Raw genomic sequence first — 23,176 nt, forward strand, 5'->3', positions numbered from 1 at the left:
TATCCCGGAATCGATGCACGGCTCCGGGCGACGTGCTTTAGACTTCGGTAAGCCGCTTCATCGCCTGTTCGAGTTCGCTGAGCTGGAAGGGTTTTTGCAGCACCGGCAATGTGCTCGGGCTGCTGCCGGCAGGGGCGGCGCCGTATCCCGTTGCATAGACATAGGGTTTGCCGCGTTCGTCGAGCAGTTTTGCGACCGGCAGCGAGCTCTGCCCGGCAAGCGAGACGTCGAGAATTGCGGCGTCGAATTCCGTATCCCTGGCGGCTGCCAGCGCCCGTTCGAGATCGGGCGCGCTGGCGCAAACCCGGTAGCCGAGATCGGCGAGCATGTCCTCGAGCAGCATGGCAATCAGCGCATCGTCTTCGACGATGAATATGTCTTTCATGTTCGCGTCCACCCATTTCCCCTTGCCGGGCATGCGGATTTATGTGGACTCCTGGCATGTCTCGTCAAGACGTCGTGCCCGGCAGTGCGAGAAACAGCATATTGCCGGGTGAAATTCCATGTGTAAAAGCTGGGATGCCGCCTGCGCAACGGCGACTGCGTAATTCCTTCAATCGGAATCGATTTTGGGGTAAAACTCTGCAGCAATTCAAAGTGTTACGGCGCTCTCTGCGCGTCTGATAAGGCGCGGCGCCGTAAGGAGGGGTCTGGAATGGATTTGCTGAGTGCCACGGATTGGCTGCGTCACAGGCCGGGTTATACATATCCGCTGGCCGTTGCCTTCGTTGGCTTGACGTTTCTTCTCAGGCTTGCCGCCAGCGACTATCTCTCCGGCTTTCCCTTTCTGAGCTTTCTCCCGGCGATATTGCTGGCGAGTTTCATCGGCGGCGCCGGCCCGGGCCTTGTCGCGGCGATACTTGCCGCTTTCATCGTCCAGCAGTTTTTCGTCGAGCCGCACAATATCTTCTGGCCGGTCAGCGCCGGCCAATGGGTTGGACTGTCGACCTATCTCATCAATGCGGTGATCATCATCGGGCTGATGGAGATGATCATCATCGCGCATCGCCGGCAGAGCCGCCTCCGCAACGAACTCAACGGTTTCAACACGCGCCTCGAACAGACGGTGGTCCAGCGCACCGCCGAACTCAGGCACGAGATGGAAGAGAATGCCGCCGCGCAGGCGCAGGTCCGCCAGTTGCAGAAGATGGAGACGATCGGTCAGCTCACCGGCGGCGTCGCCCATGATTTCAATAATATGCTGGCGATCATCATCGGCAACCTCGATCTTGCCCAGCGACGGATGACCGGGCATGAGGATCCCCGCGTGCTGAACTCCATCCAGAATGCCAAAGACGGCGCCCAGCGTGCCGCGGTCCTGACCGCGCGTCTGCTCGCTTTCTCGCGCCAGCAGCCACTCGCCCCTGAGGTGATTGATCTCAATAAGCTGGTCGGTGGCATGTCCGAGCTGTTGCGGCGTACACTCGGCGAGCAGATCCGGATCGAGACCGTGCTTGCCGGCGGCCTTTGGCCGAGTTTTGCCGATTTGAGCCAGCTCGAGAATGCTATTCTGAACCTTGCCGTCAACGCCCGCGACGCCATGCCAGGCGGCGGACATCTGACCATCGAGACCGCCAATACCGAACTCGACGAGCGATATTCCCGCATGCATTCGGAGGTCGATGCCGGCCAATATGTGATGGTCAGCATGACCGACACCGGCACCGGCATGTCGCCTGACGTGATCGAGCGTGCCTTCGACCCGTTTTACACCACCAAGGGACCCGGCAAGGGCACCGGTCTCGGCCTCAGCCAGGTTTACGGCTACATCAAGCAGAGCGGCGGCCACATCAAGATCTATTCGGAGATCGACAGGGGTACGACGGTGAAGATCTATCTCCCCCGGCATGTCGGCGCGATGGACGCCAGGTTGAATGCGGCCGGCGCCCAGCCTATTCCCCAAGGCAGCGTCAACGACACGATCCTGGTGGTGGAAGATGATGAGAACGTCCGCATCATGACCGCCGAAAGCCTGCATGAACTCGGTTACACCGTGTTGCAGGCGGCAAGCGGCATGGAGGCGCTTCTGCTTCTGGAAGAAAATCGGGAGGTTGATCTGATCTTCACCGATATCGTCATGCCGCAAATGAGCGGACGCCAGCTTGCCGATATCGTCCAGGAAAAATGGCCGGCGATCCGCATCCTCTACACCACGGGTTATACCCGCAACGCCATCGTCCATAACGGGGTGCTCGATCATGGCGTCTCCCTGCTTGCCAAGCCCTTCAGCCTGGAGCAGCTCGCCCATAAGATCCGCGAACTTCTGAATGTGCCGGCGAAAATGGAAAATGAGAGGACGTGAAGCCGCTCGCCGCTAGGCGGCCGCACGTCCACTGTGTTCGATCGCCTTATTCGATGACCTGGATCACGCGGTGCGTCTTCGGCTCGACGATGACGCGCCGCTCGTTGACGACGGTATAGCCATAGCCGTCCATATTCGGCACGGTGTGCACTTCGACGGTATCGGGCAGCGTCGCGCCGACGGCGATATCGCCGTCATAGACGACGGACGGCGTATTTTGCTCCATGACATAGGTGCGAACTTCGCCCGGCAACACGACGGAGCCGGTCGGTGCGGGATCGGTGACGATGATGGTGCTCTGCGCGAAGGCGGCGGAGCTGATGGTCAGCATGGCGGCCGCAGCCAGCATGATCTTGCGCATGGGATGTTCTCCTTTTTAACCTTGGACATCGAGGCAACGCCGGCCATGCGGCATAGTTCCGCGCCGGCTTTTCATCGTGGCATAAGACAGACGCGCTGCAGTTGAGATGTTGCTAAATCAATTTATGCACCATACGGTTGAGCTGTCCGAATCACGGTCAGTGCGGGTTCGTCCAGCGGCATCGGGGGCGGGCCGTTTACGCTTCGTTAACCATGTTGGCGATTTATACCCTGTGAACGGCCGCGTGGTCGTTGATTCGAAGGTCCGTCGCGTTTCGGTTTGCGAATGGATATCTGGAAAGACGATTGCGGCGGCTCGAAACATGCGTTTGCGGATGACGATATCGCTGGTGGCAGTGGCGGGCACGATGGCCGGCTGCACGTCGACAGGCGGTGTCCACCAGTCTTCCGGGCCGGAGACCGTGGCGCCTGAAAAGGCGCTGGTTCTGCCGCCGCCGGGTGGCCCGTCGATCGTCAGCGTCGTCGAGCGCAAGCGTGGCAACGGCGTCGAGCAGACGGTTTCCTTGTTTACCTCATCCTCCGTGCCCGGCCAGAACTTCCTGAAGGTCCAATTTTTCGGTGCGTCCGGGGTCAACCCCGGCACCGGCAATGCCGGCTTCAGCATGATCAATGAAAGCGGCATTGCCCGCGAAGTGGCGCGCTCCGCCCCCGGCGTGCCCATGGCGACGTCGGCGACCTTTCTGCAGAACAGCTATGGCCCCTTCGGTTACGCCTCCGGCCGCAGCCGTGGCGGCGACACCTGCATCTATGCCTGGCAGCAGATCCGCTCGAGCGTCAACGCCAACACCCAGGCGCGCAATTTCGGCATGATCCAGCTGCGCCTGCGTCTCTGCGATGCGAACGCCAGCGAACGCCAACTGCTCGGCATCGTCTATGGCTACACCATATCGGGCAACTTCGACGGGGTGATCTGGAATCCGTACGGCAATCCGCCGCCGGCCGATGCCGCGCTCGGCCGCACCGGCGCGCCGATCTATCCTGACCAGGGCGGTTATCGCGCCAGCCCGATGGCAATCGGCTACGAGCCGGCGCCTGCCTTAATCAGCCGGCCGCGGGCGGTTCTGCCCCGCAACGCTTCGACCCCGGCACCGGGCGCCGCACCGATGCCCGCGCCCATCGGTCCGCGCGTGCCGCTGCCCGGCGAGGCGCCGCAGGCGAGGGTGATGCCGGACGCGGCAGCCGCGCCGCCCGAACAGCCGGTCGAACAATCCGCAAGGGCGATCGGCGTCACCGTGCCTTCGCCAGACTGCATAGGCGACGCGGCCATGACGGCCGCCTGCCGGAGATAGAGCATGATGCCGAAAAGTGTGAGCGGTTTTCGGACGACATCATGCCTGTTCTAGGGAGCATGCCCGGAGCGCCGATGGTGTCCGGTTGAGCAATTTCGAAGGAACGTCGATGCGCAAAGCCCGCAGTGTGTTCATATGGGCCGTTGTTTCGCTCTGCTTGATCGTGCTGATCACGCTGCCGGTCAACTTGCAGACCCAGCTCATCACCAGCATCACGGTGGTGACGGTGATGGCGCTGATAAAGGTCTTCAAGGGCGAGGGGACGTGGCGCCTGGTGGCGCTCGCCTTCGGCACCTCGATCGTGCTGCGCTATGTCTACTGGCGCACCACCAACACACTGCCGCCTGTGAACCAGCCTGAGAATTTCATTCCCGGCCTGCTGCTCTATCTCGCCGAAATGTACAGCGTCGCGATGCTGGCGCTCAGCCTGTTCATCGTCGCCACACCGCTGCCGCCGCGCCCCTCGCGTGCCGCCAATCCCGGCCGTTTGCCGCATGTCGATGTCTTCGTGCCGTCCTATAACGAGGATGCCGGGCTTCTCGGCAACACGCTGGCGGCCGCCAAGGCCATGGATTATCCGGCCGAAAAGCTGCATGTCTGGCTGCTCGACGATGGCGGCACCCTGCAGAAGCGCAATTCCGGCAAGCTGCTCGAAGCCCAGGCCGCCGCCGCCCGCCATATCGAGCTGAAGAAGCTCTGCGAGGACCTCGACGTCAGCTATCTCACACGCGACCGAAACGAGCACGCCAAGGCCGGCAATCTCAACAACGGCATGAAACACTCGACCGGCGAACTCATCGCCGTCTTCGATGCCGACCACGCACCGGCTCGCGATTTCCTGCTCGAGACTGTCGGCTACTTCGAAGACGATCCGAAGCTTTTCCTCGTCCAGACCCCGCACTTCTTCATCAATCCCGATCCGCTCGAGCGTAACCTGCGCACCTTCGACAAGATGCCGAGCGAGAACGAAATGTTCTACGGCATCATCCAGCGTGGCCTCGATAAGTGGAACGCCGCCTTCTTCTGCGGTTCGGCCGCGGTCCTGAGCCGCCGGGCGCTCGACTCCCAGAACGGCTTTTCCGGCATCAGCATCACCGAGGATTGCGAGACGGCCTTAGCGCTCCACGGCAGCGGCTGGAACAGCATCTATGTCGACAAGCCGCTGATCGCCGGCCTGCAGCCCGCCACCTTCGCAAGCTTCATCGGCCAGCGCAGCCGCTGGGCGCAGGGCATGATGCAGATCTTGCGCTTCCGCTTCCCGCTGCTGAAACGCGGCCTGTCGATCCCGCAGCGCCTCTGCTACATGTCCTCCACGCTGTTCTGGCTCTTCCCGTTCCCGCGCACGATCTTCCTGTTTGCGCCGCTCTTCTACCTGTTCTTCGATCTGGAAATCTTCACCGCCTCCGGCGGCGAGTTCCTTGCCTATACGCTTGCCTATATGCTGGTGAACCTGATGATGCAGAACTACCTCTATGGGTCGTTCCGCTGGCCATGGATTTCCGAGCTCTACGAATATGTCCAGACCGTGCATCTGCTGCCGGCGGTCATCTCCGTCATGCTCAATCCGAGGAAGCCGACCTTCAAGGTCACCGCCAAGGACGAATCGATCGCCGTCAGCCGCCTGTCCGAGATCAGCCGTCCGTTCTTCGTGATCTTTGCGGTGCAGATCATCGCACTCGTCATCACCATCTACAGGATCTATGCCGAGCCCTATAAGGCCGACGTCACCCTCGTCGTCGGCGGCTGGAACCTCATCAACCTGATCATGGCCGGCTGCGCGCTCGGTGTCGTGTCCGAGCGCGGCGAGCGCGCCTTGTCTCGCCGCGTCCGCGTCAACCGGCGCTGCGAATTCGGCGCCAACGGCAAGTGGTATACCGCCTCGATCGAGGACGTCTCGGTCCATGGCGCCAGGCTCCACATCTTCAACAAGCAACTCGACGAGATGCTGGTCGGTGCCGTTGGTGAAATCCGCTTCCGGCCCTATAGCGGCGCGGAACTGGAAACTCTGCCGCTGATCGTCCGCAACATCGAGCCGTCGGGCGACATCAGCAATGTCGGCTGCCAGTACGTGCCGAAAAGCGCGCTCGACCACCGCCTGATCGCTGACCTGATGTTTGCCAATTCCGGCCAGTGGACCGAATTCCAGGCCTCGCGCCGGCGCAATCCGGGCCTGATCCGCGGCACCATCTGGTTCCTCGGCCTGTCGTTCTACCAGACGAGCCGCGGCCTCGTTTATTTCTTCCGCAGCATGCGGCCGGAGCGCGAAGCCCAGCAACAGGCGGCAAAGGTAAACGCCGGATGAGAAGCATCGTCGCCGCCTCGCTTTTCCTGCTGAATGCCTCCGCCTTCGCCCAGGCGCAGACGGCACCCTTCGACATGTCCGGCGAGCGGCCGCCCGGTGCCGCCGTTGCGCCGAGACAGACACCGCCGGCCCCGCCGGCAGCGGCTGCGCCGGTAGCAACCGCACCGGTTCCCGTCACGCCTCCGGTTTCGGTATTGCCGGCACCCGCACCCCAAGCGACTCCTGCACCTGCGCCAGTTCCCCCCCCAATCGCCGTTCAGCCGGCGCTGCAGCCGGCCGCGGCGGCAAATGCGGCGCCGGTTCAGCGCCCCGGCAGTATCCGTCGCTATGTCGTGCCCTTTTCGAAGCTCGGCCTCAGTGGTGAATATGACCGGCGGTCATGGTCCGTCTACCTGACGCAGGAACAGGCGGCCGCCAAGGCGAGCTTCACTTTCGCCTACCAGAATTCGATCGTCGTCGCGCCTGAGGCCTCGGCGCTGACCGTCTATCTCAACAATCGCCCGATCGGCCAGCAACGCGTCGGCTCGCCGGACGGCTCGTCGGCCGTCACCTTCGCGGTTCCGCCAGGCCTGCTGCAGCCGGGCGCCAATGTCGTCACCTTCGAAGCCGCTCAGCGCCACCGCACCGATTGCAGCATCCAGTCGACCTATGAATTGTGGTCGAATATCGATCCGGCCGGAACCTATCTGAGCTTTGCCGGCAGCGATGCCGCAGAGCCGGCAAGCGCCGATGCGATCCGCGCCATCGGCGTCGACGGCGCCGGCAAGACCGAGTTCGACATCGTCGTCCCGGCGCTGGAGCAGCCGGGCACCACCAAGCCGCTGCTGCGGCTGGCGCAGGGCCTCTCGGTGCTGAGCAGCATGCCGAACCAGGTCTTTGCCTTCAGCACCGCTGCGCTTCCGGCCGGCGGGCCGGGCAAGCTCAGCGTGCTCGTCGGCACCGCGGCGGAGCTGCGGCCGCTCTTTCCCGGCCTGCCGCCCGGCGCCGAAAGTGCGGCACTCGCCGCTTTCGTCACCGATCCGCGCAGCGGCTCACCGGTGCTTCTGATCAGCGGCCCCTCCTGGCCGGCAGTCTCCTCGGCGATCGATACCATTGTCTCGCCGACCGACAGATCCGCAGATATCCGCCGCGACGTGCTGACCACCGAGCGCTGGAGCGCGCCGAACGCGCCGCTGGTGTTTTCCGATACGAACATCGCTTTGTCTCAGCTCGGGGTGAAGACCACCGAATTTTCCGGCCGGCGGTTGCGGACCAGCTTCAACATCGCCGTGCCGGCGGATTTTTATGCCAACGCCTATGGCGAGGCGAAGGTGCTGCTCGACGCCGCCTATACCGACAATGTGCTGCCCGGCAGCCACATCGATATCTACGTCAACGACAATATCGCCTCCACTGTGCCGATCACCACGACAACAGGCGGCATTCTGCGCCATCTGCCGATCCGCGTGACGATGCGGCACGTCAAGCCCGGCCTGAATACAGTGGCGATCGAGGCGATCCTGATGACCAAGGACGATGCGGCTTGCGCGCCTGGCGCCACCGCCGGCGCCAGTCCCCGCTTTGCCCTGTTCGATACCTCAGAGCTGCACATGCCGGATTTCGCCCGCGTCGGTCAGCGGCCGAATCTGGCCGCCATGGCCGGCACTGCCTATCCCTATGGCCGGGCCACGGAGCCGATGCCGCTGTTCATCGATCGGGTCGACGCCGATACGCTTTCGGCTGCCGCCACCCTGCTCGGCCAGATGGCGATCATGGCCGGCCATCCGATCCCCGTGGAAACCGTGGCCTCGCCTAGTACGATCGGCGATCGTGACGCCCTCTTCATCGGCTCGATCTCGCAGATGCCGACAACTGCGCTGTCGCAGACCAATATAGCAACGGCGAGCCAGGCCTCGTGGCGTCCGGTGACGGATGCGCAGCCGGGCGTCGTCGACACCGGTACCGCCTTCGAGGAATGGAATTCCAAGGTCAGCGGCGGTGTCTTGCGCACCCGGATGATCGCCTTCCGCGAGTGGCTGTGGCGCAATTTCGATATTTCCCGCAGTTCGCTGCAATTCGTGCCGGGCGCCGAGGAGATCTTTACGCCGCCCAACACCGCCTCGCTTCTGGTGGCCCAGGGCTCCAGCCCTGCGGGAGCGGGTGCCTGGACCGTGGTGGCGGCGCCATCGGCGAAGGATCTGCGTGAAGGGGTCGAGGTTCTGACGTCGCAGCTGAACTGGCCGCAGTTGTCGGGCCACATCACCACCTATTCCAGCAAGACCGGCAAGATCGAAGCCTTGCCTGTCACCCGTTTCGATTTCGTGCCGTCGACGCCCTGGTCGATCGCCAACTATCGCCTGATCGCCGCCAACTGGTTGTCGACGAATATCCTCTCCTATGCCTCGCTGCTGGTCGTCTTCGTGCTCCTGATCGGTGTCACCACGTCGACGATGCTCAAGAAGCTGGGCCGGTCGAAATGAGGCGGTGGCGCGCGCTCCTGCTGGCGGCCTCTGTCGCGCTTGCACCGGCTCTGCCGGCCACCGCGCAGCAGGCGATGATCAATGCCGACGCGTGGTCGGCCTACAAAGCGAAGTTTCTCGATCCGAGCGGTCGCATCGTCGACAACGGCAACGGCAACATCAGTCACAGCGAAGGGCAGGGCTACGGCCTGCTGCTCGCGTATCTCTCGGCAAGCCCGGCCGATTTCGAACAGATCTGGTATTTCACCCGCACCGAGCTGCTGCTGCGCGACGACGGCCTGGCCGTTTGGAAATGGGATCCGAACGTCAAGCCGCACGTGGCCGACACCAACAATGCCACCGACGGCGACATGCTGATCGCCTATGCGCTGGCGCTTGCCGGCACGGCATGGAAACGGGAAGACTATATCCTCGCTGCCTCCCGCATGGCGCAGGCGCTGCTTGCCGAAACCGTCGGCAGCTCGCAGGGCCGCACCTTGCTGATGCCGGGAACCGAAGGGTTTACCGGCAGCGATCGCGACGACGGTCCGGTCGTCAACCCGTCCTACTGGATTTATGAGGCGATCCCGGTGATGGCAGCGCTCGCGCCGTCGGATGCCTGGCAAAAACTGTCGAACGACGGCGTGGAGCTGTTGAAGACGATGCAATTCGGCCCGCGCAAGCTTCCCGCCGAATGGGTGAGCCTGCACGACAAGCCGCGGCCGGCAGAGGGGTTCGACGCAGAATTCGGCTACAACGCCATCCGCATCCCGCTCTATCTCGCCCGCGGCGGCATCACCGACAAGGCACTGCTCATCCGCCTGCAAAAGGGGATGTCGCAAGACGGCGTTCCCGCCACCATCGATCTGACCACCGGCCGGCCGAAGACCGTGCTGTCGGACCCCGGTTATAGAATTGTTAACGATGTTGTGGCCTGTGTTGTCGATGGGACCAGGCTGCCGAGTTCGGCGCTGCAGTTTGCCCCCGCGCTCTATTATCCGTCCACCCTTCAACTGCTGGGGCTGGCCTATATCGGGGAGAAGCATCCGGAGTGTCTGTGAAGTCTTCTCTCGTGGCGGTTTCAGCGGCAGTGGTGGTGGCAAGCCTTGTCACCGGGCTGAAGGACCGTGCCGCTTTGCAGGAAAGGTTCGGCCTTGCCGGCAAGCCGGCGCCGGAGCTGATGATGATGGGCCGTATCAAGCCGAACGAGGCAACCGGCAATTCCGAATTCAATGCGCAGCTCGTCGCCGACAAGATCGAGGCGATTACGTCCCCGCCGCCATCGGCATCGGATACTTCAGATCCGAATGCCGTCGCGCAGCAGCCTGTACCGCCGCAATCAGCCGCGTCGCAATCTGCGACCCCATCTGCGCCAGAACCTACGCCTCAGCCGGCGGCTTCTCCGGCCCCGGTCACGCCTGCCATCGTGTCCGAGCCCCCGGCGCCGCAGCAGGCCGTGGCTCCAACACAGCCTGCCGTCGATGAAAGCGCGCTTCGTTATTTCGCCAGCCGCGGCGACAAGGTGCGCCTGCAGGCCGAGATCTCCCGCCTTCAGGCGCTCTACCCGAATTGGGTTCCGCCGGCCGATCCGCTCGCCGTGCCGCAAAACGGTGACAAGCAGCTCGAAGCCATGTGGCAGCTTTATTCCGATGGCCGCTACGCCGAGCTGCGCAAGGCGCTCGCCGACCGTCAGGCGGCCGATGCCGGATGGCAGCCGCCGGCCGATCTGCTCGACCGGCTCGCCGTCGCCGAGGACCGCGCCCGCCTCATCAACGCCTCAGACCTCAAACAATATGCGACGGTGGTCGATATCGCCGCCACAACGCCGAGCCTGCTCACCTGCAGCGAAGTCGACGTTCTCTGGCGTGTCGCCGAAGCCTTCATCCAGACGAAGAGGCAGCAGCGCGGCCAGGACGCCTACAGCTATATCCTGAAGAATTGCCCCAATCCGGCCGAGCGGCAGGCGACCATCGAAAAGGCCTCGACACTGCTTGCCTACCAGCCGATGCAGGCGCTGCTGGCGCTGGAGAAACCCGCTGCCGACGGCAGCAAGGAATTCGACGCGATCCGCGACAATCTCGCCCGGCGTTTCATGGCCGAAGGCAACGAGGATCCGAAGCTCGCCATCGCGCCCGAATATCTCGCCCGCGTGGAAAAACTCGCAGGCACCGAGGGGCTTGCCTCGGACGCGCTGCTGCTCGGCTGGTATCAGCTTCGCCGCAACAACGATGCCGACGCGGAGAAGTGGTTCCGCGCCGCCCGCGCCAAGGAGGATACGGCCGCCGCTTCGCAAGGGCTGGCGCTGGCGCTGATCGCCCGCAAGGCGCCTCAGGAAGCCGAGGACGTGATGTTCCGCTGGCGTGCCGACTCAGACGATGCGAGCGCCACCTATCTCGCCGCGACCGCCAATCTGATGGCGCTGCAGCCGCCGGCCGATCTCGCCGAAGACGTGCTGCATCGCATCGCCGCCGAGGTTATCTCCCGGAAATATGTGCCGACGGCGCAGCAATTCGGCTGGTATGCCCGCTCGCTCAACCAGTTCCAGACCGCCGCGCGCTGGTTCGAGACCGCGCTCGTCTGGAAAGCCGATGACGAGCCGTCTGCCTATGGCCTTGTCGTCACCCGTGAGCAACTGGGTGACCGCAAGGGTGTGCTCGACCTTCAGCGCGCCTGGGCCGGCCGTTCGACCCGGATTGCCAATCTCGAAGACACCTCCTCGCTGATGCCGAATGGGGGCAGCCTGCCGCCGGAGAAGGGCACGCTTGCCCCGCAGCAGCCGGTTCAGCCGACGCCGCCGGCGCAACGCCCTGCCACGGCGGCCGAGCCGCTTCCGGCCGAACGCCGCACCCCGCTGCAGCCGGAGCCCGATGTGGCCGTTCGCCCGGCAAGGCCGGCGATGCAGACGGTGACCGTTGCGCGCGGTTCGCGCCAGACCCGCGGCTGCTCGACGACCATCGATGCGGGACAGCTCAACCCGGCCAATGCGCTGTCTCGCGGCTGGTGCCTGATGGATATCAATCGACCGATGGAGGCGATTTCGGCCTTCGAGGCGGCATTGCAGAGCCCGGTCCGCAAGGATCGTGAAGACGCAGCCTACGGCCAGAGCCTTGCCTATCTGCGCGCCGGCCTTTCCAGCAACGCCGCCGTTGCCGCCACCAAGGCGCCGCAGAACCGCCAGCGCGCCGCCGAGCTGCAGGTGGCGATCCTCGCCGACCGCGCGCTTTCGGCCTTCGATGCCGGGCGTTATCGCGAGACCCTGATCTATCTCGATCAGCGCGCCCAGCTGCAGCAGGAACGCATCGACCTGATGGTTCTGCGCGGCTACTGCTACCTCAATCTCAAAATGTATGGCGACGCGACCCGTATCTTCGAAGCCGCTGCCGCGACCGGCAGCCGCGACGCTGCCCGCGGCCTGGCCGACGTTCGCAACGTCACCCATCCCGACGTCAACGATTAGCGTTGACGTCGGAGTCAACGACTAGCGTTGACGTCGGAGTCAACGACTGACGTTGACGCCGCCGCCGCTCTCCGCTACTCGCCTGTGCAGGGGTCGCCCCGGCCTCGCACCCGCAAGGAACGCCCTGTGCCCGCTCTCCACGATATCCTCGACAAGTCCTATGACGCCTTCCTTTTCGACATGGACGGAACGCTGCTGAATTCCATCGCCGTCGTCGAACGCGTCTGGAGCGAGTGGGCAAGACGCCACGGCTTCGAACCGGAGGTCTTTCTGAAGACGATCCACGGCATCCGCGCCTCCGACGTCATCCGCGGGCTCGGCCTTCCCGGCGTCGATCCGGCCCATGAGGCGGACCTGCTGCTCGCCGAGGAGATGGAGGATGTCTCCGGCATCGTCGAAATTCCCGGCGCCATTCGCTTCCTCTCCGCCATTGCTGACGGCAAATGGGCGATCGTCACCTCGGCGCCGATCGAGCTTGCCAGGCGCCGCATGGCCGCCGCCGGCATCCCGATGCCGAAGGTCATCGTCAGCGGCCAGGAGGTCAAATCCGGCAAGCCCAGCCCCGAAGGCTATCTGCTCGGCGCCAGCCGCCTTGATGTCGATCCCGCCAAATGCCTGGTCTTCGAAGACGCCGTCGCCGGCATCCTCGCCGGCGAAGCCGCCGGCGCCGATGTCGCCGTCATTACGGAAACCCACGCCACTCCCTTCGAAACCCCGCATTTCTCGATCGCCAACTACCAGGCATGGCAACCCGGCCACACCGCCGAAGGCCGTCTGACGCTCGCGGCGATCTGATCAATCCGACAAACCGCCTCCTTTTTGTGGGAGGCGAGTTTTTCCGCTTGCATTGCACGCGCTGAAAAACTAAACGAAGCAAGCCGTTTCGGCAGGTCGGGGCGTAGCGCAGCCCGGTAGCGCACTTGACTGGGGGTCAAGGGGTCGCTGGTTCGAGTCCAGTCGCCCCGACCATTTATCCCCTTGAAATCCAGTCAGAACATCACGTTTCCTGTAGCGGCCGCTCCCGGGGCCATCGCTGCAAAGGCTGGGTCTTCAGTGCGGTTTCTGTGCGATCGCGATCATCGATTTGGCCAGGAGCGGAATCCTCCCGACATATTCGAAGTCGATGTCTTCGAAACCTGTTTCATGCAGCAGCGTGCCCAGCGTTTCCGGCGACCAGAATTTGATATGGCCATGGTCCTTGAGGGGCATGAAATGGTCGTCCATCTTTCCGCTCACGGCCAAGGCCAGATTTTTCCAGTAACCGTGAAAAGGCGTCGACATGACCGCGATGCCGCCGGGCCTCACCAGATCGTACATGGTTGCCGAGAACGCCTTGGGATCGTAAACGTGCTCCACCACCTCGAGGCTGATCACGGCATCGAAGGTTCCGTACCGGCTGGAAAGATCTTCGTAACCGGAGCCGATTTCCAGCGGGAGATCCGGGTGAGCCGTTCTCGCTTTTGCGATGCCGTCCTCGGAGGGATCGACACCGATGACATCATAGCCCTTTCCCGCAAGCACGGCTGCGGCACCGCCGGCACCGCAACCGAGGTCGAAGACCGAGGTCTCGTTTGCCTCCTGAAAACTGTTCTCAAGAACATCGACTACGGCCGGCAAAATATAGGAATGGGCCGTCGCCGGTTTAGCATGCACATAGGTCGTCGCGTCTAGTTCGATAGACATTTTACCTCCTGGAGAAAATGAGCCCGCCAACCCAATAATACGCAACGCAATCGTACGGCGGAGTTTGACGGCAGTGTGGTGTCGTTGTGGTATTAACGTGATTAGCGCCGGAGGCGCTGGCGGCCGCTGAGGATGCCGGTTAACGCATATGCGCATTCGGCCAGGCTTACCGTCATCTCACGGACGAAGGGCGCGGGCGCTCGCCTATGGGAGATCCTGAAGCCGATTGACAGGGTGCAGGGAAGATGATGAAACGTGGCGCAAATCGGATTTCGCTTTGCCGGGGCGGGTAAGCAGTCGCCGTTTCGACTTCGATGTTGCGACCATTTGCAGTAAATAACGCAATGAAATACCCTTTGCGGGTGTGGAATCAAATAAATCTATTAGTTCTTTTTGGTACGTTTTGAGTTGCGGAGCGTGTTATTTGTTGCCTTTTGTTAAGGTTATACCAAGTTTAAATATGAGATACGCGATTTTGAATCTAAAAAACGTGAAACCTCTTCGCTTTCATGCGAATATGTGTAGATTAAAAGCGTCCCTATCATAAATAGCCTAGTGCGAGCGCATGGCGGAAATGAAGCAGAATCTCACTTGCAGGCAAGCCCTCGCCGGCGCATTCCAGGCTTTGTCCGACGAGGCCATCAAGGCTGGCTGGCCGGAGGGCGATGTCGCCCTCGCGCTTGCTGAACTCGCCGAGGAGCAGGTGATCGAGCTGACCGCTAAGGTGATCATGGAAGGGTCCATTCACCCCCACCTCGCCGCCACCAGTCGCCATAGCAGCTGATCTCACAGCAGCAATCCCGCCGTCTTCGCCGCCGTGATGAAGGAAGCCTGTGCGGCGCGCGGGCTGCGCAGCCCGTCGAGCGCATCCAGGCAATGCTGGCGCGCGACGCGATAGTGACGCCCACGCTTGCTCGGCCATCGTTTGAGATATTCGACGGCTTCCCAGACAGTGGAAACGATCAGGCTGCTCTCTGGAGAAAACACCCGGATGGGGGAGGGGAAGCGTATTTCACTCAACGTCTGCACTCACTGATTATTGCCACAGGGCGGCGCCGAAACGCGCGGGACACAAATTTGTTCCCGGATTTTGTTTCATGGAAATTTGCGCAGTTGCTAAAATTCAAGCCGTCGCGCATAATCATTTCTGCCGGTTGCGGAGGGCGGCCGGCGATGCAAGCGTGGATGCGTTTGCCCTCGGAGGGAATGCGGCGTGATGTTACGGTCATCAATTCATCCGCATGATTTGCCGCTGTTTTCGGAAGATCTCGATCTGCTTTCGCAGGTGCTCGACAAGGTCTGCGATGAACGCGGCCTCGTCAGGACGACACCCGAGGCCGAGCGGATCGGTGCGGTTATCATTCAGCTCTACAGGCAGGGCGTGAAGGACGGCGGCAAACTCGCCGACCTGGCAAAGACCTACCTCTGACGCTCAGTTCTGCTCGATCGAGACACCGTTCTTGCCGATGCTCATCTCGATCCCCTGCGGCTTGCTTTCTTCACGGTAGATATAAGCGCCGAGGCCGATGACAGTGACGACGAGAACGCCGATGAGAACGTAGAGACCATTCCTGCTGTTCAAATGACTGCCCCCAAATACCTGATAGGACACCGGAAACGGCCAAGCGTCGGGTTGGTTCCGAAAGAACAGGATGAATTGAGCCCGCGTCGGCCTAATCGTCGTTGGCGGCGTTGAGGTTTTCCGGCCGGATACCGTCGTCGCTCACGGTGCGCGCACGCAGCCGGATGCCGGGGCCGCCTTCATCCTGATTGCCGCTCGACAGGAAGATGATGCCGTGCGCCTCCAGCGTACTGCGCACATCGAACAGCGCGTGCGGCTCGCCCGCAAATTCACCGTTTTCCAGCGCCGTCACGGTCTCCACAGGCAGGCCGCTTGCGGCGGCGAGCTCTTCGATACTCATCCCGATCATGGCGCGCGCGCCGCGTATCTGTGTCGCTGTTATCATGGCGGAAAATCTAGCGCATTTACCGCAGTTCTCAAGTGGCGCAGGCCGATCAAGCGTCTTTCAATTTCACGCCGAACAGATCGTCGTGCATACGCTCGACCGCGACCCCCATGCCTCCCATGAGGGCCGCCCGGTTCCCAAACCGGCTGATCTCGATGCGCGGCGGATAAGGCGTGCAGCGCGGCAGGAAACCCCGGATGGCGTTTACCAATTCCGGTCTTGCGCCGATGCTGCCGCCGGTGATCACCAGTTCGGGGTCGAGAGTCGCTCCGATCGCGGCAATGGCGAGCGCCACCAGCCTTGCCGTCTCTTCGATTGCGGCGACGGCGCTAGTATCTCCCGCATTGAAGGCGGCGAAGAGATCGGCGACGGTGGCGGCGTTGCGCCCGCCGAAGCCGGTGTAGCGGCGTAACATCGCGACACTGCCGACCGCGCTCTCGAAGGTCCCGAGCGTAAACCCGCCGGGATCGAAAACATCGCCGCCGATCGGAAGATAGGCGATCTCGCCGGCCGCGCCCCGTGCGCCGCGCAGCAGTGCGCCATTGGCGATGATGCCCATGCCGACGCCCGTTCCGAGCGCGACGAACGCAAAATTGCCGGTTTCGACACCGTGTCCCCGCCATCTTTCGCCTTGCGCGGCGAGGTTGACGTCATTTTCGACGATCACCGGAATGCCCATTCTGTCGGAGAAGACCTGCCGCAGATTGATCGCATCGATGCCGGGGATATTCGGCGCCACATTGATATGGCCGGTGGCGGGATCGAGCACGCCGGGACTGCCGAGAACCACGAGACGGAGCTTGTCGGCGGTCGTTCCGGCTGCAAGCGCCAGTTCAACGATAAGATCGCTGAACTGATTGACGAGATGCATTCCCCCGCGCGGGTCGGTGGCCACTTTGGTTTCGGCAATGATGTTGCCCAGCAGATCGCAGATCGCCGCGGCGATCTTGGTGCCGCCGAGATCGATGGAGACGGCAAGGCCCGCCCTGGCGTTGAGTTCATAGGTAATCGCATTGCGGCCCGGGCGGCCATCGGTCTGACCGACAGGTTTCAGCCATCCATCATCCTCGAGGTCGCGCACGACATCGGAAATCGTCTGTTTCGACAGTCCGGTCAGCTTGGCGATATCGGCGCGGGAAATCGAGCCGCTCGCCAAAACGGTCCGGATCACGGCATGAGTTGAGATTTTTCGTGCGATGGGCGTCTGCGTGGCAGAAAGTGTCGGTGCCATCGGCTAGCTCTTCCAATTAGTTCGGAGCATATACCTAATCAAGGGCCGATCTTGACCCCGCGACCATCGCGAAAAGGACGGTTGCGGCTCAACTTCGTCATCTTAGCGGTTTTCAGTACACCCCAAGCGGCAATTTGTCTATGTCATTGACAAACGGAAGGTCGCCTGTAGGCTGATATCAACGTGCAATGAAATGCGCGACGAAATAAGGGGGTCGAGGACAAGTATGCGCCACCCGCATTGTCTGGATAGCCGCGCGCTCGCCAAGGTCGCCCGAAGAGGAGCAGGCCCCGGCTTGTCCCTCTATCGTTCTCTTTCGCGTTCTGCAGCCTCTTCAACTTGGCTGTGGGGGGATTATCGATGATAGAGCCCTCGACCGATGGACAGCTTTCCGCCGAACAAGGCGTTTTACTGCCGGTCATGGCGCCGCGCCTTCAGGCCGATGTTCATCCGGACGGATATGCCGATCTCGCCCTCTGGGGCGCCGGCAGTCTGGGGCGCGTGAGATTTTCTGCTATCGCTGGCCCTTATACCTATGCGCCGAACCGAATGGTCTCCACACATGGCGGCATATTCGTCGCCCAGTCGCTGCCGGTGATGCTGATCAGCGGCGCACGCCTTCAAGGTCTATATCCGGCGCGTCGTTGCGCCTGGTGGCATGAGCCGGATGGGGAAGGCGCAAGCGCGAAGGTTACTCGGGCTCCCCATCGGCAGACTGCCGAAATGGGCTGGGGTGTGCTCGTTGTGGACATTCTCGGTTCCGATTTGCGGATTGCCGTCGGCGCCTCCAGAGGCGAAGCCGAGAAGGCTCTCAGCCTCGCCAGCGAAGCGATCATTGCCGAAGCCGCCGAATATGTCGCGCGTTGTGATCTCAAGCCCGACGCCGACCCGCTGATGCGCAGCATGGTCAGCCAAGGCGTCCATGCCGCTCTTTCCAGCATCAGGCGCGACGAAAACGGCGCCTTTGCCGGTCTTGCCGCGGGGCAGGCCTATAGCGCTCCAGCGCGGACTTATTACCGCGATGGCTATTGGACGATGCAGCCGCTTTTGACGCTCGCACCGGAGGCGGTGCGCGACGAGATCCGGCTGCTTGCCAAGGGCGTGCAGCCGGATGGAGAAGCCCCGAGCGGGGTGATCTTGACCGGACCTGCGCAATCCAAGGCGTGGCAGCGCTTTGTCGAAGACAGCAAAGCCAATCCCAAAACCCACAAAAAGGCGGTTCCGGAATACCACAACCGTCCGCAAGACTGGTGGAGCGATCACTTCGACAGCCCGCTTTTCTTCATTCTTTTCATCGACGACTATTTCAGCGCAACCAAGGACCTGGCCGAGGTGCAGGCGCACTGGCCGACGGTCAGGGCAATTGCGGATCGCTATCTCAGCCTGGCCGGTCCTGACAGCGTTCTGCCGCTGAAACCGCGCAACGACCGGGACTGGGCCGACAACGTCTATCGCGAGGGCCTGGTCTCCTACGACCTCGGTCTTTTCGTCGGCGCCATGGATGCGGTGGCAAGGCTCGGCGACAGTCTGGATCCGACGCTTGCCGAACGGGCAGGCAAGGCCGCAGGTCTTGCCCGCCAGGAGATCGAGGCCAAACTCTTCGTCCCGGCAACGGGAGGATATCTCGACTATGGAACGCCTGGCGCTTTTGTCGAGGATCATCTGGCTCTCGACAGCCTGACCTTGTCGCGATTCGCAGCCATTTCAAAACAGAAGGCCGTTGGCCTGCTGAGAGCCTTTGAAAGCCAACTAGAAACGCGCAACAATCACGAACAGCCCTATGGCAGCTGGGGCGTGATGTGCGCCTATCCGCCCTTCAAGCGGCCAAGCGATCTGCGATCGAAGACGGCCTTTCCCTATCGCTACCACAATGGCTCGGACTGGCCCTATTGGGATGGCGCCTATGCCGAAGAACGCCTTCGCCACGGACTTGGCGGTGCCCGCTACGCCCTGACGCGCTGGTGGGAAACCTGCCTCGACAACGGCTGGATCGGTGCGGTGGAATATTTCTCCCCGCCTTATGGGCGCGGCTCCCTGCTGCAGGGCTGGAGTGCCATGCCGGCGGCGGTCGTTTTGAAATATGGGCTTGACGCCGCAAATGCGGAGCCAATCTCATGAGCATGACGGCTCGGTCGGTTTTACTCGGATCCCTTACCGATCCGCATGGCGAAGGCGACGGAGTCATCCCGTTCGAGTTCGGAAAAGCCAAGATGACGGTAGAAACCTCTGGCGCGTTCATTGTTCGGATCGACACCGAGATGCACAGCTCCGACCCCGTGATTGCGGAGCGCTTCAAGCTCGGTGCTGATCATCCTGCGCCCCCAGCCGCCGGCCTGAAGTCCGGGAAGAATGTTGATGTGAAGATGCGCCGGGTAGTCGTCTTGAAGCCACGTCGTTCCGCTGCGCGGATTTTGAATTCGTTCGAGCACGTCGGCATCGCGCGGGCGGCTGGGCGTCAGCTCGGCAATCTCTCGGCGGACGAACGGCCACCAGTCTGCTTTCAGGTCTTGGTCGAACCCGCGGGTATCGGGCGTCCCGACGACATAGCCGACCGGCCGTTTGCCCTGAACCAGAACAAAGGCAAAGTCTCTGGCAAATTTGAGATAGGGTACCGACCAGATGTAACCGGGCAGATGCGGGTCGCTGTAAAGCGCGCTGGCATCTTCGCCGCCATTGGCGGTTTTCAGGCAGATGTCGAAAAGAGCGTCGATATCGGCTTCAATCGCCGGGCGGATGAAGCAGTTGCTGTCCATCGTCTTGCCACCTCCTGCGTGGCGCTTTGTCATTCTGGATCGCGAGAGGGGCCGATGCAGTAACGATTACCTCAGATTCGCCAACCAGGCAAAGCTCTGGGGAAGAAAACGTTCGGCCGGCGCCAGGCGCGAGGCCCGGACGGGGAGTGGAGAATAAACCAATGAGGTGGAGCAGATGAACAGAACCGTGAAATCGATCAGCATACTGCCGGCATACCGATTGAAAGCAGCTGTCGCGCTCGCCGGCGCGGCGCTTGTGAGTTTCAGCCTTTCCGCCGCCCGGGCCGACGATCTGGCCGTGTGGGATGACCAGACCTTCGAAGGCCAGAGCGCGGTCATCGAGCAACTGAATAAGGATTTCGAAGCCGCGCATCCCGGTGTCACGATCAAACGCACCGCGCGCACCTTCGATGACATGAAGCTGACGCTGAAGCTTGCAGTCTCGGCAGGTGATGGCCCCGTCATCACCAAGGTCAACCAGGGCGCCGGCGACATGGGCGCGATGGTCAAGGAAGGCTTGCTCCTGCCGGTTGACGAATACATCAAAAAATATGGCTGGGATAAGCGGCAGTCGGATTCCGTGCTGGCCAGAGACCGCTGGGAGGGCGCGAAATTCGGCGTCGGCAAGACCTACGGCATATCAGGTCTCGGCGAGATCGTCGGCCTCTACTACAATAAGAAGATCCTCGACGACGCCGGCGTGGCGCTGCCGAAGACCTTCGAGGAACTTTTGGCCGATCTCGACAAGCTGAAGGAAAAAGGCGTTGCGCCCTTCATGATGGGCTCCGCCAAGCAGCACCTTGCCCTGCATATGATCGGCGCTATCGATCAAGCGCATATCGACGCGGCCAATCGCGCCGAGCTTGACGACCTGATTTACGGCAAGGGCGGTTCCTGGAACACCAAAGGCAACATCGAATCGGCCAAACTCGTGCAGAAATGGGCACAGGGCGGCTATTTCTACCCCGGCTTCGAGGGCATCTCGGGTGATGACGCCGTCCAGCTGTTCATATCAGGGCAGGGCGCATTCCTGATCTCCGGAACCTGGTACTTCGGCGACATGCAAAACAACCCGGATATCGGCTTCATGGCCATTCCGGCTCCGAAGGGCGTCGCCAAACCCATGAGCGTCGGCGGCGTCGATCTTGCCTGGGCGATAACCAGCCTTGCCAAAGACAAGGCGAAGCAGGACCTGGCCGGCGAGTACATCGACTATATGGTGTCCGAAAAGGCAGCTGAAAGCTGGGCCGCTGCAGGCTATCTTCCTGCAACATCGCTCCCGGCGGATGCCAAGCCCAAGCTCACGCCGCTCCTGACCTCCGGCATCGAGATGTGGAAGACACTCAACGCCAACGATGCGCTCGGCCATTACCCCGATTGGTCGAGCCCGACGATGCTGAAGACAATCGACGACAACACGCCGCTTCTCCTGTCCGGCAAGATCACGCCCGAAGCCTTTGTCGATGCCATGGACAAGGATTATCAGGCCTATTTGAAGGATCAGAAATAAGGAGTGCGGACGCCGGTCACGATCGCTCACTGGGCGGTTCGACCGGCGTCCTATCCATCACGTTAGAATGAGCGCTGCCGGCTGACGGCTTGCGGCGCGATGACCAGAGCTTTGGCTTCATGGAGTACTGGATGAAACGCTCCGCACTGGATGGCTCGCCCCAGACCAATTTCATCTATTTATTGCCCGGATTGCTGCTTTATACGGCCTTTGTCTTTGGGCCGATCGTCGCGGCCTTGGGTTTGAGCCTGACCAGCTGGGACGGCCTGACCATGCCGAGATGGGTTGGCCTCGGCAATTACGCCGATCTCTTTTCCGACAGCCGTTTTTACATTGCCTTGCGCAACAATGCCGAGCTGATGATCTTCTACTGCGTCCTGCCGCTGGTGCTCGGCATAACGCTTGCCGCCTGTGTGTGGAATCTGAAGCAACGCGAACAACTCGCCCTCAGGACGTTCCTGTTCCTGCCCTACATCATGCCGACTGCCGTTCTGGGCATCATCTGGGCATGGCTCTACAATCCTGCATTCGGCCCGTTCAATCAGTTTCTGAGAGCGATAGGATTGGGCCGGTTCGCGTTACCTTGGCTCGGAGACTTCAATTTCGTGCTTCCGGCGGTCGGGATCGTTGCGACCTGGTATTTCTTCGGTTTCTGCATGGTGATCTTCCTCACTGGAATTCAGCGCATCGACCCGTCGCTCTTCGACGCCGCCAAGGTCGACGGCGCGTCGGCGCGGAAGACCTTTTTCTGGATAACGCTGCCGCTTCTCCTGCCTGAGATCAGGGTGGTTCTGCTTCTGACGGTTATAGCCTCGATCAAAAGCTTCGACCTGATTTTCACGATGACCCGGGGCGGACCCGCCAACGCGACGCTCGTGCCGAATATCTACATGTATCAGCTCGGCTTCGAGCTCAATCGGTTCGGCGCCGCGGCCGCCATCGCCATTGTCGGCGCCTTGCTGACATTCGCAATCAACTATGCAATTCACCGGCTGGTGGGCTCAAGAAGCAAAGGAATGGCTTGATGGGCCGCTCGTCCAACATCCCCGCCGCGCTCTTCCTTCGCATTGTGCTCTGGCTTCTCGCTTTCGTAACGATCACCCCGTTCCTGCTGCTGCTGCTGACCTCGATAAAGAGCAAGGCCGACGTGCTTAAGGGCGCATTCGCCCTTCCGGCCTATCCGCATTTCGAAAATTACCTCGATGCCTGGAATGCCGGGCATTTCAACATCTACTTCTGGAATTCGATCGTCGTCGTCATACCCGTCGTTGCCGTCAGCGTCTTCCTGGGCCTGCTGACCGGTTTTGCCTTCGCCTACCTGTCATTTCCGCTCCGGCGCACGCTGTTCGCAATCCTGACGCTCGGCATGATGGTGCCGGCGGAGGCCTTCATCATCCCGCTCTATTATGAAATGCGCTATTTCGGGCTGATCAATACCTATGCGGCGCTCATCGTGCCGCAGATCGCGATGTCGATACCGTTCTCGACGATCTTCCTCGCCAGCGCCATGCAGCAATTGCCGGAGGAGGTTCTCGAAGCAGCGGTTCTCGACGGCGCCGGACGCTTCTATATCCTGCGCAAGATCGTTATCCCGCTGATGATACCGGCAATGTCGACGCTGGCGCTGTTCTTGTTCATCTGGACCTGGAACGAGTTTCTCATTCCGTTCATCCTTGTGAATGACGACGCCTATCGGACGCTGCCCCTCGGTATGCTGTTTTTCCAGGGGCGTTACACCGTCAACACGCCGGTTCTGACCGCGGGTGCCGTGATCGTCATTTTCCCGCTCATTCTGACCTATCTGGTTTTCCAGCGGCGGTTTATTGCCGGCTTGACGGCAGGCGCGACGAAATAGCGGCGCGC

Annotated in this window: 21 protein-coding genes and 1 tRNA gene; 14 read left to right on the forward strand and 8 right to left on the reverse strand. The window is 61.8% G+C overall.

The window, feature by feature from the left end:
• Positions 1-37: 37 nt before the first annotated feature.
• On the reverse strand, positions 38-385 hold the full coding sequence (locus CO657_RS06030) for a response regulator (protein WP_054181840.1): 348 nt from the start codon (positions 383-385) through the stop codon (positions 38-40).
• A 270-nt stretch (positions 386-655) separates the two neighbouring features.
• On the opposite strand from CO657_RS06030, the gene CO657_RS06035 reads away from it, so the two are divergent.
• A complete protein-coding gene (locus tag CO657_RS06035) occupies positions 656-2,302 on the forward strand; it encodes an ATP-binding protein (protein ID WP_012557287.1) in 1,647 nt (548 codons plus the stop codon).
• A gap of 46 nt (positions 2,303-2,348) precedes the next feature.
• On the opposite strand, the gene CO657_RS06040 is transcribed toward CO657_RS06035, so the two are convergent.
• Positions 2,349-2,663, reverse strand: a complete 315-nt coding sequence (locus CO657_RS06040; protein WP_054181841.1) for a DUF1236 domain-containing protein — start codon at positions 2,661-2,663, stop codon at positions 2,349-2,351.
• Positions 2,664-2,985: 322 nt separating this feature from the next.
• Between CO657_RS06040 and bcsN the strand changes: the two genes are divergently transcribed.
• From bcsN to CO657_RS06075, 7 genes are all read left to right on the forward strand, one after another.
• The gene (gene bcsN, locus CO657_RS06045) at positions 2,986-3,972 is read left to right on the forward strand and encodes a cellulose biosynthesis protein BcsN (protein ID WP_054181842.1); all 987 of its coding nucleotides are present in this window, start codon (positions 2,986-2,988) and stop codon (positions 3,970-3,972) included.
• A gap of 109 nt (positions 3,973-4,081) precedes the next feature.
• On the forward strand, positions 4,082-6,274 hold the full coding sequence (bcsA, locus tag CO657_RS06050; protein ID WP_003587403.1) for a UDP-forming cellulose synthase catalytic subunit: 2,193 nt from the start codon (positions 4,082-4,084) through the stop codon (positions 6,272-6,274).
• Positions 6,271-8,733: a cellulose biosynthesis cyclic di-GMP-binding regulatory protein BcsB gene (locus CO657_RS06055; protein WP_054181843.1), complete on the forward strand. Its 2,463-nt coding sequence runs from the start codon at positions 6,271-6,273 to the stop codon at positions 8,731-8,733. The genes bcsA and CO657_RS06055 overlap by 4 nt, the downstream gene beginning before the upstream one ends.
• Positions 8,730-9,773 (forward strand): family 8 glycosyl hydrolase, encoded by a 1,044-nt coding sequence (locus CO657_RS06060; protein WP_003587401.1) that lies wholly within the window; start codon positions 8,730-8,732, stop codon positions 9,771-9,773. The genes CO657_RS06055 and CO657_RS06060 overlap by 4 nt, the downstream gene beginning before the upstream one ends.
• Positions 9,770-12,169, forward strand: a complete 2,400-nt coding sequence (locus CO657_RS06065) for a cellulose synthase (protein WP_054181844.1) — start codon at positions 9,770-9,772, stop codon at positions 12,167-12,169. The genes CO657_RS06060 and CO657_RS06065 overlap by 4 nt, the downstream gene beginning before the upstream one ends.
• 126 nt (positions 12,170-12,295) lie before the next feature.
• Entirely contained in the window at positions 12,296-12,964 is a 669-nt protein-coding gene (locus CO657_RS06070) for an HAD family hydrolase (protein ID WP_054181845.1), read from the forward strand.
• 97 nt (positions 12,965-13,061) lie between these two features.
• A tRNA-Pro gene (locus CO657_RS06075) sits at positions 13,062-13,138 on the forward strand.
• 81 nt (positions 13,139-13,219) lie between these two features.
• Here CO657_RS06075 and CO657_RS06080 read toward each other — a convergent pair.
• Entirely contained in the window at positions 13,220-13,852 is a 633-nt protein-coding gene (locus CO657_RS06080; RefSeq protein ID WP_012557292.1) for a class I SAM-dependent methyltransferase, read from the reverse strand.
• 565 nt (positions 13,853-14,417) lie between these two features.
• Between CO657_RS06080 and CO657_RS06085 the strand changes: the two genes are divergently transcribed.
• A complete protein-coding gene (locus CO657_RS06085; protein ID WP_054181846.1) occupies positions 14,418-14,636 on the forward strand; it encodes a hypothetical protein in 219 nt (72 codons plus the stop codon).
• Between the two features lie 2 nt (positions 14,637-14,638).
• Here the strand turns inward: CO657_RS06085 and CO657_RS06090 are convergent, their stop codons facing one another.
• Positions 14,639-14,872: a DUF982 domain-containing protein gene (locus CO657_RS06090; protein WP_003587393.1), complete on the reverse strand. Its 234-nt coding sequence runs from the start codon at positions 14,870-14,872 to the stop codon at positions 14,639-14,641.
• A gap of 196 nt (positions 14,873-15,068) precedes the next feature.
• On the opposite strand from CO657_RS06090, the gene CO657_RS06095 reads away from it, so the two are divergent.
• On the forward strand, positions 15,069-15,281 hold the full coding sequence (locus CO657_RS06095) for a hypothetical protein (RefSeq protein ID WP_003587392.1): 213 nt from the start codon (positions 15,069-15,071) through the stop codon (positions 15,279-15,281).
• 3 nt (positions 15,282-15,284) lie between these two features.
• On the opposite strand, the gene CO657_RS36635 is transcribed toward CO657_RS06095, so the two are convergent.
• The 3 genes from CO657_RS36635 to CO657_RS06105 all read right to left on the reverse strand — a co-directional run bounded on the left by CO657_RS36635 (position 15,285) and on the right by CO657_RS06105 (position 17,050).
• Positions 15,285-15,434 (reverse strand): hypothetical protein, encoded by a 150-nt coding sequence (locus CO657_RS36635; protein ID WP_003587391.1) that lies wholly within the window; start codon positions 15,432-15,434, stop codon positions 15,285-15,287.
• Positions 15,435-15,525: 91 nt separating this feature from the next.
• Positions 15,526-15,819, reverse strand: a complete 294-nt coding sequence (locus tag CO657_RS06100) for a helix-turn-helix domain-containing protein (protein WP_003587390.1) — start codon at positions 15,817-15,819, stop codon at positions 15,526-15,528.
• A 49-nt stretch (positions 15,820-15,868) separates the two neighbouring features.
• Positions 15,869-17,050 (reverse strand): ROK family transcriptional regulator, encoded by a 1,182-nt coding sequence (locus CO657_RS06105; protein ID WP_054181847.1) that lies wholly within the window; start codon positions 17,048-17,050, stop codon positions 15,869-15,871.
• 360 nt (positions 17,051-17,410) lie between these two features.
• Between CO657_RS06105 and CO657_RS06110 the strand changes: the two genes are divergently transcribed.
• Positions 17,411-19,168, forward strand: a complete 1,758-nt coding sequence (locus CO657_RS06110) for a glucosidase family protein (protein WP_054181848.1) — start codon at positions 17,411-17,413, stop codon at positions 19,166-19,168.
• A gap of 20 nt (positions 19,169-19,188) precedes the next feature.
• On the opposite strand, the gene CO657_RS06115 is transcribed toward CO657_RS06110, so the two are convergent.
• Positions 19,189-19,803, reverse strand: coding sequence for a GNAT family N-acetyltransferase (locus tag CO657_RS06115; RefSeq protein ID WP_054181849.1), 615 nt, complete (start codon positions 19,801-19,803; stop codon positions 19,189-19,191).
• Positions 19,804-19,978: 175 nt separating this feature from the next.
• On the opposite strand from CO657_RS06115, the gene CO657_RS06120 reads away from it, so the two are divergent.
• The 3 genes from CO657_RS06120 to CO657_RS06130 all read left to right on the forward strand — a co-directional run bounded on the left by CO657_RS06120 (position 19,979) and on the right by CO657_RS06130 (position 23,168).
• Complete coding sequence (locus CO657_RS06120) at positions 19,979-21,313, forward strand: extracellular solute-binding protein (RefSeq protein WP_054181850.1); 1,335 nt, start codon at positions 19,979-19,981, stop codon at positions 21,311-21,313.
• 131 nt (positions 21,314-21,444) lie between these two features.
• The gene (locus CO657_RS06125; RefSeq protein ID WP_054181851.1) at positions 21,445-22,338 is read left to right on the forward strand and encodes a carbohydrate ABC transporter permease; all 894 of its coding nucleotides are present in this window, start codon (positions 21,445-21,447) and stop codon (positions 22,336-22,338) included.
• Entirely contained in the window at positions 22,338-23,168 is an 831-nt protein-coding gene (locus CO657_RS06130) for a carbohydrate ABC transporter permease (RefSeq protein WP_054181852.1), read from the forward strand. The genes CO657_RS06125 and CO657_RS06130 overlap by 1 nt, the downstream gene beginning before the upstream one ends.
• Positions 23,169-23,176: the final 8 nt, after the last annotated feature.

It is taken from the genome of Rhizobium acidisoli, from assembly GCF_002531755.2.
Classification (GTDB): Bacteria; Pseudomonadota; Alphaproteobacteria; order Rhizobiales; family Rhizobiaceae; genus Rhizobium; species Rhizobium acidisoli.

Coding starts and splice junctions, on each gene's coding strand:
- CO657_RS06030 (WP_054181840.1), bottom strand. CDS start 385: ATGAAAGACATATTCATCGTCGAAGACGATGCGCTGATTGCCATGCTG.
- CO657_RS06035 (WP_012557287.1), top strand. CDS start 656: ATGGATTTGCTGAGTGCCACGGATTGGCTGCGTCACAGGCCGGGTTAT.
- CO657_RS06040 (WP_054181841.1), bottom strand. CDS start 2,663: ATGCGCAAGATCATGCTGGCTGCGGCCGCCATGCTGACCATCAGCTCC.
- bcsN (WP_054181842.1), top strand. CDS start 2,986: ATGCGTTTGCGGATGACGATATCGCTGGTGGCAGTGGCGGGCACGATG.
- bcsA (WP_003587403.1), top strand. CDS start 4,082: ATGCGCAAAGCCCGCAGTGTGTTCATATGGGCCGTTGTTTCGCTCTGC.
- CO657_RS06055 (WP_054181843.1), top strand. CDS start 6,271: ATGAGAAGCATCGTCGCCGCCTCGCTTTTCCTGCTGAATGCCTCCGCC.
- CO657_RS06060 (WP_003587401.1), top strand. CDS start 8,730: ATGAGGCGGTGGCGCGCGCTCCTGCTGGCGGCCTCTGTCGCGCTTGCA.
- CO657_RS06080 (WP_012557292.1), bottom strand. CDS start 13,852: ATGTCTATCGAACTAGACGCGACGACCTATGTGCATGCTAAACCGGCG.
- CO657_RS06085 (WP_054181846.1), top strand. CDS start 14,418: ATGGCGGAAATGAAGCAGAATCTCACTTGCAGGCAAGCCCTCGCCGGC.
- CO657_RS06095 (WP_003587392.1), top strand. CDS start 15,069: ATGTTACGGTCATCAATTCATCCGCATGATTTGCCGCTGTTTTCGGAA.
- CO657_RS06100 (WP_003587390.1), bottom strand. CDS start 15,819: ATGATAACAGCGACACAGATACGCGGCGCGCGCGCCATGATCGGGATG.
- CO657_RS06105 (WP_054181847.1), bottom strand. CDS start 17,050: ATGGCACCGACACTTTCTGCCACGCAGACGCCCATCGCACGAAAAATC.
- CO657_RS06110 (WP_054181848.1), top strand. CDS start 17,411: ATGATAGAGCCCTCGACCGATGGACAGCTTTCCGCCGAACAAGGCGTT.
- CO657_RS06115 (WP_054181849.1), bottom strand. CDS start 19,803: ATGGACAGCAACTGCTTCATCCGCCCGGCGATTGAAGCCGATATCGAC.
- CO657_RS06120 (WP_054181850.1), top strand. CDS start 19,979: ATGAACAGAACCGTGAAATCGATCAGCATACTGCCGGCATACCGATTG.
- CO657_RS06125 (WP_054181851.1), top strand. CDS start 21,445: ATGAAACGCTCCGCACTGGATGGCTCGCCCCAGACCAATTTCATCTAT.
- CO657_RS06130 (WP_054181852.1), top strand. CDS start 22,338: ATGGGCCGCTCGTCCAACATCCCCGCCGCGCTCTTCCTTCGCATTGTG.